The 13239-nt window shown below is 69.7% G+C and carries 13 protein-coding genes; 5 read left to right on the top strand and 8 right to left on the bottom strand.

Annotation, left to right across the window (positions count from 1 at the left end; translation table 11 throughout):
* Position 1: 1 nt before the first annotated feature.
* Together PIJ50_RS08610 and PIJ50_RS08605 are read right to left on the bottom strand one after the other, a co-directional pair.
* Positions 2-652, bottom strand: coding sequence for an anti-sigma factor (locus PIJ50_RS08610; protein ID WP_271974426.1), 651 nt, complete (start codon positions 650-652; stop codon positions 2-4).
* On the bottom strand, positions 649-1191 hold the full coding sequence (locus tag PIJ50_RS08605; RefSeq protein WP_271974424.1) for a sigma-70 family RNA polymerase sigma factor: 543 nt from the start codon (positions 1189-1191) through the stop codon (positions 649-651). Before PIJ50_RS08605 ends, PIJ50_RS08610 begins: the two co-directional genes overlap by 4 nt.
* 183 nt (positions 1192-1374) lie before the next feature.
* Between PIJ50_RS08605 and PIJ50_RS08600 the strand changes: the two genes are divergently transcribed.
* A complete protein-coding gene (locus PIJ50_RS08600) occupies positions 1375-2163 on the top strand; it encodes a DUF4394 domain-containing protein (RefSeq protein WP_271974422.1) in 789 nt (262 codons plus the stop codon).
* A 145-nt stretch (positions 2164-2308) separates the two neighbouring features.
* Positions 2309-4072, top strand: coding sequence for an SLC13 family permease (locus PIJ50_RS08595; protein WP_271974420.1), 1764 nt, complete (start codon positions 2309-2311; stop codon positions 4070-4072).
* 6 nt (positions 4073-4078) lie between these two features.
* Here the strand turns inward: PIJ50_RS08595 and PIJ50_RS08590 are convergent, their stop codons facing one another.
* The 3 genes from PIJ50_RS08590 to PIJ50_RS08580 all read right to left on the bottom strand — a co-directional run bounded on the left by PIJ50_RS08590 (position 4079) and on the right by PIJ50_RS08580 (position 6261).
* Positions 4079-5029 carry a cation diffusion facilitator family transporter gene (locus PIJ50_RS08590; RefSeq protein ID WP_271974418.1) on the bottom strand — a complete coding sequence of 317 codons (951 nt, stop codon included), beginning with the start codon at positions 5027-5029 and terminating at the stop codon, positions 4079-4081.
* Between the two features lie 63 nt (positions 5030-5092).
* A complete protein-coding gene (locus PIJ50_RS08585) occupies positions 5093-5842 on the bottom strand; it encodes a cytochrome c oxidase assembly protein (RefSeq protein WP_271974416.1) in 750 nt (249 codons plus the stop codon).
* Positions 5839-6261, bottom strand: a complete 423-nt coding sequence (locus PIJ50_RS08580; protein ID WP_271974415.1) for a DUF2243 domain-containing protein — start codon at positions 6259-6261, stop codon at positions 5839-5841. The genes PIJ50_RS08585 and PIJ50_RS08580 overlap by 4 nt, the downstream gene beginning before the upstream one ends.
* A gap of 142 nt (positions 6262-6403) precedes the next feature.
* Between PIJ50_RS08580 and PIJ50_RS08575 the strand changes: the two genes are divergently transcribed.
* The 3 genes from PIJ50_RS08575 (at position 6404) to PIJ50_RS08565 (ending at position 8979) form a co-directional block, all read left to right on the top strand.
* Entirely contained in the window at positions 6404-6946 is a 543-nt protein-coding gene (locus PIJ50_RS08575) for a L,D-transpeptidase (RefSeq protein ID WP_271974413.1), read from the top strand.
* A 72-nt stretch (positions 6947-7018) separates the two neighbouring features.
* Complete coding sequence (locus PIJ50_RS08570) at positions 7019-7681, top strand: response regulator (RefSeq protein WP_271974411.1); 663 nt, start codon at positions 7019-7021, stop codon at positions 7679-7681.
* Complete coding sequence (locus tag PIJ50_RS08565; RefSeq protein ID WP_271974409.1) at positions 7678-8979, top strand: ATP-binding protein; 1302 nt, start codon at positions 7678-7680, stop codon at positions 8977-8979. The genes PIJ50_RS08570 and PIJ50_RS08565 overlap by 4 nt, the downstream gene beginning before the upstream one ends.
* Before the next feature lie 4 nt (positions 8980-8983).
* Here PIJ50_RS08565 and PIJ50_RS08560 read toward each other — a convergent pair whose 3' ends face one another.
* From PIJ50_RS08560 to PIJ50_RS08550, 3 genes are read right to left on the bottom strand one after another with little or no spacing between them, the layout of a single operon-like run.
* Positions 8984-10168: an MFS transporter gene (locus PIJ50_RS08560; protein WP_271974407.1), complete on the bottom strand. Its 1185-nt coding sequence runs from the start codon at positions 10166-10168 to the stop codon at positions 8984-8986.
* A complete protein-coding gene (locus tag PIJ50_RS08555) occupies positions 10165-10875 on the bottom strand; it encodes a VOC family protein (RefSeq protein ID WP_271974405.1) in 711 nt (236 codons plus the stop codon). The genes PIJ50_RS08560 and PIJ50_RS08555 overlap by 4 nt, the downstream gene beginning before the upstream one ends.
* Positions 10872-12953, bottom strand: a complete 2082-nt coding sequence (locus PIJ50_RS08550; RefSeq protein ID WP_271974403.1) for an FAD-dependent oxidoreductase — start codon at positions 12951-12953, stop codon at positions 10872-10874. Before PIJ50_RS08550 ends, PIJ50_RS08555 begins: the two co-directional genes overlap by 4 nt.
* Positions 12954-13239: the final 286 nt, after the last annotated feature.

The following is a 13239-nucleotide window of genomic DNA, read 5'->3' as shown; positions in this document are numbered from 1 at the left end:
GTCAGACGCCGTCCTGACGGGCGGCCAGACCCTTTGCCAGGATCGCCCCCGTGGGCCGCCCGGTGGGCGAACCGCCCGCAGGTTCCAGCGTGATCTCGTACAGCTGGCCGTTGCCGGGATCGGGCAGGCGCGGGGCGTCGAGTTCCGTGCCCGCCGCGCCGCGCAGCAGGCCCAGCGACACCGGCCCCGTTTCGGCCGAAGGCAGCGTCCAGACCTGCATCTGCCGGCCTTGCGGCACCTGGATGTCGCGGACGAAACGGATGCGGGCGTCGGCATGGCCGAAATCCTCCACCACCGCCGTGGGGGTGCCGGCCTCGTCCACCAGAACGGCCAGCACGATCGGGTCGGGGGTGAACCACGTGCCGCCGATGAACAGGCCGACGGCCAGACCCGCCGCCGTGGCCGCGCCCAAGGGCAGCCAGCGGCGGCGTGCGGGCGCGGGCCCGAGGCGGGCCGCCACGCCGTCCCACAGCCGCGCCGCGCCGGGCAGGTCGGGCGCCGTGTCGTCCAGCGGCCGCAGCCGGTCCCGCGCCCGGCCCACTGCTGCGGCCCAGACGCGGTCATGCTCCAGCGCGTCCGTCAGCTCGGCCTCGGTCGCGGGGTCCAGAAGGCCCAGCACGAATTCCTCGGCGCGCAAATCAGTCTCGCTCATGACAGGCATCTCCTCAGCGTGTCGAGGCCGCGGCGGATCCAGCTCTTGCACGTGCCGAGGGGGACCGAAAGGGCGTCCGAAATCTCGTCATGGTTGAAGCCGCCCACATGGGCCAGAACGATGGCGCGTGCGGCGGCCGGGTCCAGTCGCGACAGGCAGGCGTGCAGGGCGAGGCCCTCCTCCAGCCCCGCGGCGGCGTGGGTCGCGGCCCCGAGGCGCGCGTCCTGCATCGCCGTCAGATCCTCGGGCGCGAAGGTGGACAGGCGCGCGCTGTCGCGCAGGATGTTGCGGCAGCGGTTGCGCAGGATGGCGAAGATCCAGCCATGGGCGGACCCGTCACCGGCGTGGAACTGGTGCGCCTTCTGCCAGATGCGGACCATGGCGTCCTGCACGGCCTCCTCGGCCAGGTCGCGGCGGTGCAGCATCCGCTGGGCGATGCCCAGCATGCGCCCGCCCTCGGCGTTCAGGATCCGGCGCAGCGCGTTCCGGTCGCCCCCGGCGCAGCCGCGCAGTGCATCCGTCAGTTCGGCGGACGTCACCGGCAGCCCTCCCTCCATGGTTCGGCGCAGGTTGGCACGGGGCCGGGGGCAAGTCCAGATCGGGGGCCGCAAACGGGCCGGCGATTTTTTTTCATCCCCGTGCATCCGGACGCGCGCGTCGCGTGTCCTGAAGGGCATGGGCGGCACGACGCCGTCCACGACACGAGATGAAGGGACGATCCCATGACCGCATTCCGCACGGCCGTTTCCGCCACCCTGGCCCTTGCCGCCTCGGCCGGCATCGCCGCCGCCTATCCCGTGATCGGGCTGGTGGACGGCACGACGCTGATCCGCTTCGACAGCGAGGCCCCGTCGAACATCACCACGATGGAGGTCACGGGCGCGGGCGCGCTGGTCGGCATCGACTATCGCCCCGGCAACAAGACGCTGGTGGGCGTCACCGCCGACAACACGATCGTCACGCTGGACCCGATGACGGGGGCGGCTACGACGCTGTCGACCATGAACACGCCCCTGCCGATGGCCGACACGCCGGTGATCGTGGACTTCAACCCGATGGCCGACCGTCTGCGCCTGATGACCGGCACCACCAACCACCGCGTCAACGCCGACACGGGCGAGGTGACGGTGGACGGATCGCTGGCCTATGACGCCGCCGGCATGCACGCGGGCGAGGCGCCGATGATCGCGGCCGCCGCCTATACCAACGCCTTCGGCAAGCCCGAGGCGACGGCGATGTACGACATCGACACCACCATCGGCGCGCTGATCCGCCAGACCTCGCCCAATGACGGCACGCTGGCCGCAGTGGGCAAGCTGGGCGTCGAACTAGGCGACACCACCCCCGCCTTCGACATCCACACGACCGAGGACGGCACCAACACCGCCTGGCTGGTGGCGGGCGGCGTCATCCACACCGTGGACCTGGAAACGGGTGCCGCCACCGTCGTGGGCCCGCTGGAGGGCGTGGACGGGGACCTGACGGACATCGCGGCACTGCCCGCGATGTAAGCCCTTTTGGGCGGGCGTTCGCGCCCGCCCGACCTCCGATCGTTGAGGCAGGTGCCCGAACTCCGGTGGAACGGTGCATCCGCGTCCGTTGGCTGGAACCTCGGCCGATCACCAGCGTTTCCCGAGGATCCTTCGGAGAACATTGATGACCCAACCCCAGGTTCTGTCCTTCCTCATCCTGGGGGCGATGATGGTCCTCTTCATCTGGGGGCGGCTGCGATACGACCTGGTGGCCATGCTGGCGCTGCTCGCCTCGCTCGTCGCGGGCACCGTCAAACCGGAAGACGCCTTCACCGGGTTCAGCGACGACATCGTCATCATCGTGGGCAGCGCCCTTGTGGTCAGCGCCACCATCGCGCGGTCGGGTGTCATCGAAACGGTGATCCGCTGGGTCGTGCGGCGGGTGACGCATGTGCGCTGGCAGCTGACGATCCTCGTCAGCTCCGTCACGCTGCTGTCGGCGCTGGTCAAGAACATCGGGGCGCTGGCCATGCTGATCCCCGCCTCGTTCAAGATGGCGAAGAAGTCGGGGGTCTCGCCCTCGGTCTTCCTGATGCCGATGTCCTTTGCGTCGCTGCTTGGTGGCCTCATCACTCTGGTCGGCACCTCGCCCAACATCATCGTCTCGCGCGTGCGGGAGGAGATCACGGGCGAGCCGTTCGGCATGTTCGACTATGCCCCCGTGGGCATCGGGCTGTCGATCACCGGCCTTCTGTTCCTGCAGTTCGGCTACCGCCTGATCCCGCGCGACCGCCGCGCCGCCCCCACGCTGGACGAGGCTGTGGGCATCAGCGACTACAACACCGAAGCGCAGGTGGGCGAAACCTCCAAGGCCGCCGGCATGACGGTGGCGAAGTTTCTGGGGCTGGTGGAGGGGGGCCTTGTCGTGACCGGCATCGTGCGCGACGAGGCGCGCCGCCGCGTCACCCTTCCCGAAACGCAGATCATGGCGGGCGACACCCTTCTTCTGCGCGGAGAGCCGGACGCGCTGGAACGTGCGGTCAGCGCCGGCGGCCTGCATCTGACCCGTCAGGACGGCACCGGCAAGAAGGAGCCGCTGGGCATCGTGGAAACGGTGGTGACCCCGCGGTCGATCCTTGTGGGCACCAGCCCGGAACGTCTGGGCCTGCACGCCCATTACGGCATCAACGTGATCGCCATCTCGCGCGCGGGGCACCGCATGACGGAACGGCTGGGGGCGACGGTGCTGACGGGCGGCGACGTGCTGCTGCTTCAGGGCCCCGCCGCCATCATGCCCGAGCGGATGGAGGCGCTGGGCGTCCTGCCGCTGGCCGAACGCAGCATCCGCCTTGGCAGCGTCCGGAAGGAGGTGCTGCCGCTGGTCATCCTCGTGGCCGCGATGGGGCTGACGGCGGCGGGGATCGTCCCGGTGGCCGTCGCCTTTTTCAGCGCGGCGACGCTGATGATGGCCAGCGGCGCCATCAGCCCGCGCGACGCCTATGAAAGCGTGGAATGGCCGATCCTTGTCATGCTGGGCGCCCTGATCCCGGTCAGCGAGGCGTTGCAGACCACGGGCGGCACCGACCTGATCGGGGCGTGGCTTTCCAGCGCCGCGGCAGGCCTGCCGGCCTGGGGGGCGCTGACCATGATCATGCTGGCCGCGATGGCGGTGACGCCGTTCCTGAACAACGCCGCGACCGTGCTGGTCATGGCGCCCATCGCGGCCACCTTCGCGAACGAGCTGGGCTTTGCCCCCGACGCGTTCCTGATGGCCGTGGCCGTGGGCGCGGGCTGCGATTTCCTGACCCCCATCGGCCACCAGTGCAACACGCTGGTCATGGGACCTGGCGGATACCGGTTCGGCGATTATGCCCGGTTGGGCGCGCCCTTGTCGCTGCTGGTCGTGCTGGTGGGCGTGCCGCTGATCCTGTTCGTCTGGGGCGGATAAAGGGGCTTATTCCGCCCAGCGCAGATCGCTGGTGAAGGTGATGGTCAGCCAGCGGTCGGGGCCCTTGTCGCCGATGGCGTCGCCCAGTTCGTCGCGCAGCAGGTCCCACTCCAGCAGGGGACGCGTGGCGCGATCCTCGGGGGCGACGATGAAGATCGTGATCTCGCGTGAGCGGCCGGTCCGGGCCACGTAGGCCCGGAAATCGGTGAAGCCGTGCCGCTCCACGAACTCGGACGTGACTTTCAGGACATGGGCGTGCAGATCGGCCGGCGTCACCAGCAGGACATCGGCCAGCGCCGTGCGGATCGTGCGGACCGGCATGGGGATGATCGCAAGGCACACCACCACAAGCGCGGCCGGGTCCACATAGGGCACAAGCCAGCCAGCCGGCGTGCCCCGCAGCAGAAGCGCCGCCCCGAACGACAGCACAAGCGCGCCGGAAATACAGCCCGCGATCAGCCAGCCCTTGATGTCCAGCGCGATCAGGGCCGAACCGATAGTCCGGTTCGCGCGGCTGGCGATCCGCACCATGGCCGCGCAGATGATCAGGGTCGCCATCGAATAGGCGACCGCCGCGCCCATGTGCAGTTCCGTCCCGCCCTCGAACAGGCTACCCAAGGCGTTCACCAGCGCGTACAGCGCCACCGCCATCAGCAGGGTGCCGTTCAGGCCCAGCACCATCGGTTCCAGATGCCAGAACCCCATGGAAAACCGCTTGCGCAGGCGTTCGGACAGATAGCCCGACTGCGTGTCGGCCTGGATCAGCTTGACGACGAAGAGGGCCAGAAGGCTCATCACCGTGTCGAGCATGGAATACACGCCGTCGAACATGATCGAAGCGGAGCCGGACAGGATCCCCATGACGATGCCCATGACCGCCACGACAATGGTCATGGAGATGGACAGGCGGAAGACGCCTTGTTCATCGTTCAGGTCATAGAAGGTTCTGGGCGTCATGGCGGATCCGGGAAAGGGGACGGTCCTCTAGCCTTTTATGAGCCGGATGTCACCCCCGCCCAGTCAGGCGGGGACCAGCCCTGCGGCGTTGCGGTGGCGCTGGCGGAACCAGATCGCGAAGAAGGCGACGGCCAGGCACGCCTCGGCCAGGTCGCCGCCGTAATACATCCACTGGGCGGCGCTGCGCAGTCCCTCGATCGGCACGCCGGTGTTCCGGGGATAGGCGAAGCCGTACATCACCTTGCCTAACACCGCATGGGCGGCGGTGGCCGCGAACAGGACCGTAAGGCGCATCCGCAGGCCGGGGCGGTAGGGCGCCGGGTCCGGCCCCGCGATGGACCAGGAAAACAGGTATCCCGCCAGCACGAAATGGACGTGCAGCAGCACATGCAGCACCGGATCATGCGCCATCACGCCGTAAAGCGGGGTGAGGTAGAGAACATACATCGCCCCGATGTCCAGAAGGGCGGCCGTGATCGGGTGGATCAGCACGCGGACGGGCGGAAGGGCCAGAAGCGCCACCAGACGGCGCGCGGCGCCCACCGACACGCTGCGCAGCAGCAGCGTGCCCGGCGCGCCCAGCATCAGGGCAAGGGGGGCGAACATCCCCAGCATCAGGTGCTGGATCATGTGGCCGCGCAGGTCGTGATGCGCCCAGTGCTGCACCGAAGGCAGCATCGCCACCACGATCAGCAGGATGCCGGCGGCAAAGCTCGCGCTGCGCCCCGCGCTCCATCCGCCGTCGCGCCGCGCGGCAAGGAGGTAGGCGGCCAGCACTGCCAGCGGCAGCAGGGTGAACAGCAGGACCGTCATGCCCGCCGCGCCAGCCCAAAGCCCACCAGCAGCAACGCCACGCCGGCGGCGATCCAGACGGTGTCGTACAGCCAGAGGTTCTCCACCTGCCGGATCTGATGCAGGCGCAGCACCTTGTGGTCGATCACCCCGTCAAAGACCTGAAACCCGCCCATCCCCAGGAACAGGCCGGCCCAGGCGGCCCGCGGAACCAGAACGCGCCGCACTTCGGCCACCAGAAAGGCGCCCAGGATGAAGAGCATCAGTTCCATCGTGTGCAGGATTCCGTCCGACACGATGCCGAAGGCGGGGGTGGACCAGTCGAAAAAGTGGTGCCAGCGCAGGATCTGGTGGAACACGACCTCGTCCACCGCCGCCATCAGCCCGATCCCGAGGGGCAGGGTGGCGATCAACGACCTCCGGGAGTTCGTGCGTTCCATGGGACCACTCCTTCTGTGCGGTGACCCTGATCTTAGGCCATGCGGCCGCCCCGGCAACCGCCGGGAGGGGGCGCCGCGGACCTTCAGTTTCACTTAAGGTTCAAGGGGGATTCGTGGGACGAACCACTACCGGAGATGATCCATGACCCTGTCCCGCCGCAGCCTGATGGCCGCCGCCCTGGCCGCACCCGCCCTGATCGCCACGCCCCTGCGAGCCGAAACGCGCAGCAACGTGTCCAGCTTCCAGATGCAGGACTGGCGCGATCATTTCGACGGGCTGGGCAAGGGGGCGATCCTCGCGGACCTCACCTCCCGCGCGCTGCACTACTGGGGGGCAGACGGGCAGACCTATCGGCTTTATCCCAGCTCCATCCCGATGTCGGAAGACCTGACGCGCCGGGGATACACCGAGATCGTGCGCAAGAAGGTCGGCCCCGGCTGGACGCCCACGCCCGACATGCGCCGCCGCGATCCGTCGCTGCCCGACCATGTGGGGCCGGGGCCGAACAACCCCTTGGGCACCCATGCGATGTACCTGTCTTGGCCCGCCTACATCATCCACGGCACGCACGACACGCGCAAGATCGGGCGGCCGTCCTCCTCGGGCTGCGTCGGGCTATACAACGAACATATCCAGGAACTGTTCGGTCTGGCGCCCATCGGCACGCAGGTTCGCCTGCTGTAGGGTGACCCGATGCGGGACGCGGGTGTTCATGCTATTCCGGGTCCGACCACCGCCTGCACGACAAGGACGAAGATGCGGCTTCTAATCGTCGAGGACGACACGATCCTTCAGGACGGGCTGGCCGTCGGCCTTGGCCTGTCCGGCTATTCGGCCGAAGTGGTGGACTCCTGCGCCGACGCCCGGGCGGCGCTGGCGGCGGGGGGCTTCAACGGGGTGGTGCTGGACGTGATGCTGCCCGACGGATCGGGCCTTGATCTGCTGGCGGAATGGCGGGGCGAAGGGATGCGGCTGCCGGTGCTGGTGCTGACCGCTCGCGATCAGGTGACGGACCGCATCCATGGGCTAGACCGGGGGGCGGACGACTACCTTGGCAAGCCTTTCGATCTGGAAGAACTGGCCGCCCGCTTGCGCGCCATCCTGCGCCGGGCCGAGGGGCGGGCGACGGCGCACCTGCACTGGAACGGCCTGCACCTTGATCCCTCGCGGATGAGCGGGACGCTGGACGGGCGCGACCTGCGCTTTTCGCGGCGCGAGTTCACGATCCTGCACGCGCTGATGGAACGCCCCGGCGCCATCCTCGGCAAGTCCACGCTGGAGGAGAAGCTCTATGGCTGGCAGGAGGATGTGGAAAGCAATACGGTGGAAGTCCACATCCACAAGCTGCGCGCCAAGCTGGGCCCGTCCTTCATCGAAACGGTGCGCGGTGCGGGCTACCGTCTGGCGGAGGCGTCATGATCCCGATCCGGCTGCGCATGTTCCTGATCCTGCTGGCCGCTACCGGCGCCGTCTGGGTGTCGGGCTTCGTCTGGATCCACCAGTCCACCGCGGCCAAGATGGACCGCGTGCTGGACGCGCGGCTGGCCGAGGCCGCGCGCATGGTCTCCACCCTCGTGACCGACGAGCGCGTGTCGATGGAAGGGGCGGCGTCGCTGCCGATGGCGGTGGATCACGCCTATTCGCGCCAGCTGTCATGCCAGATCTGGCGGCTGGACGGCACACCCGTGGCCGGATCCTCGGCCGCGCCGAAGGACCGGCTGGCGGCGACGGAAGGGTTCAGCATGAACACGGTGGACGGGGTGGAATGGCGCGTCTATTCTATGGTGAACGCGGAACGTGGTGTGCGGGTCATGGTCGGGGACAGCATGACCATGCGCAAGCGGCTGATCGGCGACGTGACGCGCGGGCTGATCCTGCCCGCGCTTGCGGTGCTGCCGGTTCTGGCGGGGCTGATCTGGATCGGGCTGGGCCGTGGCCTGCGCCCCCTGCGCCGCATGGCGGGCGATCTGGCTGCCCGCGACGCCGAGGATCTGCGCCCGCTGGACCGCCGCCTTCCGGCCGAACTGTCGCCTATCCAGTCCGCGATGAACGACCTGTTCCGCCGGGTGGAGGAGACGCGGGACCGCGAGCGCAGCTTCACCGCCTTTGCCGCGCACGAGCTGAAGACCCCTCTGGCCGGCCTGAAGACGCAGGCGCAAATCGCGCTGCGGGGAGATGACGACCAGCGCCGCCGCGCCCTGCGCCAGATCGAGGCGAGCGTGGCCCGCACCGACCGCCTTGTGCGGCAGCTGCTGGAAATGGCCGCCGTCGACGCGCGCGAGGCCGGGCAGAACCGCGCCCCGCTGGAGGACATCGTCGCCGACTGCGTTCAGGCGACGGAGGTGCTGGCGCGCGAGCGCGGGGTCGGCGTGACGGTGCTGGTGGAGCGGGACGGCGCCGCCCATGACCGGCTGCTGCTGGGCGCCGCGCTGCGCAACCTGCTGGAGAATGCGATCCAGGCCTCGCCCCCCGGTGCGGCCGTCTCCATCCGGGGCAGCGGCACGCGGATCGAGGTGGCCGATGCCGGGGCCGGGATTCGCGAACAGGACCGCCCCCGCCTGACCGAACGGTTCTTCCGCGGCCGTGGCGCGGCCGCCGGGGGCAGCGGGCTGGGCCTTGCCATCGTGCAGACCGCGATGCAGCGCATGAACGGCACGCTGGAGTTCCGGTCTGGGCCGGGGGCGGGGGTCGTCGCCTCGTTGACGATCGCCCCCTGACCCTTCAGGTCGCGGCTTCGGACCGCGGGCGGGCCAGGGTCCAGATCAGCGGGGCGAGGACCAGCGCCACGCCGGGGAAGATCATCAGGTTCACGAGGCTCCACCCCGAGGCCTGAAGAAGCGCGCCCGAGAAGAACGAGCCCACCGCCACCGTGCCGAAGACGATGAAGTCGTTCAGGCCCTGCGCGCGGCCCTTTTCGGCCTCGGTGTGGCTGGCGGCGACCATGGCCGTGGCGCCGATGAAGCCGAAGTTCCAGCCGATCCCGAGGAAGACCAGCGAGATGTAGAAATGGCTCAGATCCAGCCCGGTCAGCGCCACCGCGCCCGAGGCCGCGATCAGGACGAGGCCGAGCGCCGTGATCCGCTCTTTCCCCCAGCGCGCGATCAGGCGGCCGGTGAAAAGGCTGGGCGCGAACATCGCCAGCACGTGCCACTGGATGCCGTGCGCGGCGGCCGTGATGGAATGCCCGCAGCCCACCATCGCCAGCGGGGCCGCCGTCATCACGAAGGCCATCAGCCCGTAGGACACGACCCCCGCCGCCACCGCAAGGACGTAGCGAGGCGAGGCGAGAAGCTGCCCCACGCTGCGCCCGCCTTCCAGCACCCGCGCGGCCACTGGGCGCGGCGCGTGCAGCCGCGCCAGCACCGGCAGAGCGATCAGCGCCAGCGCGGCCTGGCTGAGGAAGCTGCCCATATACACCGCGCCGGGAACCGATTCCCGCGTCCAGATCACCAGTTGCGGGCCGATGACGGCCGCGATCAGCCCGCCCACCATCACCCACGAAATCGCGCGGGCCCGGTCTTCCGGGTCCCGCCCGTCGGCCGCCGCGAAGCGGTAGGTCTGGACATAGGACGCGTAGGTGCCGGCGATGAAGGTGCCCAGGCAGAAGATCGCGAAGGCCCCCAGCCAGATCCCTCCGGCCGCCACCAGCCCCGAGGCGATGCCAAGGCAGCCCCCGAGCAGATAGCCGTTTCTGCGCCCGAAGCGCCGCATGATCGCCGCCGCCGGCAGCGTGCCTAGGGCAAGGCCGAGGTTGTAGACGCTGACCGGCAGCGTCACCAGCGCCGGGTTCGGCGACAGCATCTGCCCCACCATCCCGCCGAGCGAGATGACGATCGGCCCGCTGGCCGCCCCCAGGGACTGGGCGGTGACGAGAAGGACGAGGTTGCGCTTCAGGTTGTGGGTCAAGGGGTCGCCTCGAAGGTGATGTCGGTGCCGCGAAGGGAAACGGTGCGCGCTGCGGGCGCGGTGATGGTGAAGCCGGTCAGGCAAGCGCGGGGGCCGGGTTCCAGCGCCACCAGCCTGTCCGTGCCGGTGAAGGCCTGCAGGAACGGGCGGTGGGCGTCGGGGTCGGGGGCGGCGAAGGTGACGCGGGTGATGTCGGTCGCGCCGTTCGGGTGGACCTGCTGGCGGGGGTTCCAGAACGCCTCGGGGAAGTGCTGCTGGCAGGTGAAGAAGCCCGCGTCGGAGGCAAGGGGGTCTTCGGCAAAGGCCAGCGTGAAGGCGACGCGGGTTTCCGCGCCGTCGGCGTTGCGGCCGCTGCGGGCGAAGTGGAACGTGTCGAACGCGCCGATGTTGTCGGCGGCGAATTGCGCGGCGTCGGCCTTGGCGTCGGTGGAGCCGAGGACGAGCATCGCCAGCCCCTCGCGGTGTTCGAGGTAGTCGCGGACAAAGGCACCGAAGCTGAAGCGGCCGGGGGCGTGGGGCGGGATGTCCGCCCCCGCGCCGACAGTGATCAGCTCGATGAACGATCGGCGGAACTGGATGATGCGGTTTTCCGTGCCCCAGGGGTGGCGGTTCACGGCCCCGACCTGCAATCCCAGTGCTTCGTATTCCGCACCTGCGGCGTCCAGATCGTGGACCGCGACGACGAGGTGATCGATGTGGCGCATCATGCGCCCATCCTCAGCACCATGCGGAAGCGGACGGCGCCCGAGGCCATGCGCTCGAACGCCTCGGTCGCACGGTCCAAGGGCATCACCTCGATCTGCGGATGGGCGTGGGTCAGGACGCTGAAGTCCAGCGCGCGTTCGGTGTCATGCGGTGTGCCGGTGATCGACCCGAGGATGGCGCGTTCGCCGCCCACGAGGTGCCCGACTGAAACCGCCAGCGGATCCTTGGCGATGCCCAGCAGGACCAACCGCCCTTGCGGCGCAAGGCCGGGAAGGAGGGACTGGATCGCCGCGGCATCACCCACCGTGGTGAGGATCGCCGCCGCGCCGCCCATCCCGGCCAGCGTTTCCGCCGCGTTGCCGTCGATATAGATATGCGCGCCAAGGCGCAGCGCATCCTCGCGGATGTCGCCGCGCCCGATGGCGGCGACGCGGAAGCCCATGCGGCGGGCGTATTGCACCGCCATGTGGCCCAGACCGCCGATGCCGAAGACGGCGACCAGATCGCCCGGCTCCGCCCCCGACTTGCGCAGGGCGTTGAAGGTGGCGATGCCGGCGCAAAGGATCGGCGCCGCCTCTTCCGAAGACAGGTCGTCGGGGATGGAGACAAGGCCGCTGGCCCGCGCCAGCATCTTTTCGGCATAGCCGCCGTCGCGCGAAACACCCGTCGTCGGCTGGTCGCGGCAAAGGTTGAACGCGCCCCGGCGGCACTGGTCGCAGATAAGGCAGGGCCCGCCCATGCGTCCCACGCCGACCCGCTGGCCGATGCGCCAGTGCGTGACCCCTTCGCCCAAGGCGGCGATGCGGCCCACCACCTCGTGCCCCGGCACGCGGCCATTCTCGGCCCGCGCGATGTCGGAACGGTCAGCGCCGCAGATGCCGCAGGCCTCCACGTCCAGCAGAACCTCTCCCACGCCGGGGGCGGGTGTTGGACGCTCGACCAGCTCAAGCCGGCCCTCTGTCACCTGCATCGCGCGATAGGTCTCGCGGCGGGCTTTCGGCGCGGGCGGCGGGGCGTCAAGAACCTCGGCCACGGCGCGCTGCGCCGCTTCGACCGCGCCGGCCAGATAACCGGGCTCGACCGGGCTCGTCTCGCTCCCCGCCATCAGAAGGCGGTGCTGCCACGGGCCACCCACCCAGCCCTGCGGATCGGGGGTCAACATCCCGCCCACCTGATCGTCCGGCGTCGCCGTCAGGGGATCCGCCGCCCAATCCTTGTAGAGCGTGGCGACCGGGCGCCCCGCCTCCTCGCCGAACAGGCGCTGGAACTGGGCCAGCGCGCCCGACAGGATGGCGTCCTTGCCCACGCGCGCGCGCTGTTCCGCCGGCATGCCGACAAAGCCGAACAGCGCGGCCTTGCCCGAGGCGGTGGTGGCGTCGTGGATTTCCATCAACGGTCCGGCCATGCTTTGGGCGGTGCCACTCAGCCCCGCCTCGCGCCAGAAAGGGTGATCGTAAAGGGCGAAGACCTTGGCATGCGGGGCCATCCATGTCGGCGTCCGCTTCCAGCGCAGCGCCGACGCGGCGTCAAGCGTGGGGATGAAGCGCAGCGTCGCCTCGGCCAGTCGCGGTGGCAGGGCGAGGAGGACGCGGTCGGCTTCCAGCACTTCGGCGTCCACAGTCACGGCCACGCCGGTATCCGTCAGCGCGATCTGGCGCACCGGGGCGTTCAGGCGGACCGTGCCTTCGGGCAGTTGCGCCGCCAGCGCCCGGATCAGCGCCAGGGTTCCACCCGCCAGCCGCAGCGAGGGCGCGGCCGCTTCGGAGTTGCGGAACCGGCGCGGCGCCTCGCGCGACATGCGGTGGAAGAGGACGTCGCCTTCGGAATTTTGCGGAAACGCCTGCAGCCCCAGTTCGGCGATCAGCGCAGCCAAGGACGGCTGCGTTTCCGGCCAGAACCACGAGGGGCCGAGATCGAACCCGTCGGCGGACGGTGCGCCGCTTGCGTCCACGGAATGGATGCGCCCGCCCAGACGGTCGCGCGCCTCCAGCAGGCGGACGGACAGGCCCGCGCGGTTCAGCCGGACGGCGGCGGTCAGACCGGCAAGGCCGCCGCCGACGATGAGGATGTTGCTGGACAAGGCAGGCTCCATGTTCGGGCGCGTGGTCCTGCCGTTATAGCAAGAACATCGGGAGGGAGTAGCGCCGTGTTGCGGGTCCGGAGCCTGAGGCCTTTGCCACCCGCGATGGCCATGGCGACATGCGGACGGCCCTGACGCGTTGCCGGTGATGTTGGGGGTTGCCGGTTCCCCTTTGCGTGAGGGCCCGAGTGCCTCAACTTCGCGCGGGGAGGCAGCCACGAACGGGGGCGCACCGGATGCGCGACCGGTCCTGATCCTGAACCAGCCTGAATCCTTTGCCCCTTGG

Source organism: Falsirhodobacter sp. 20TX0035 (assembly GCF_028307215.1).
Taxonomy (GTDB): Bacteria; Pseudomonadota; Alphaproteobacteria; order Rhodobacterales; family Rhodobacteraceae; genus Falsirhodobacter.
This window is presented reverse-complemented; position numbering and strand designations above follow the sequence as displayed.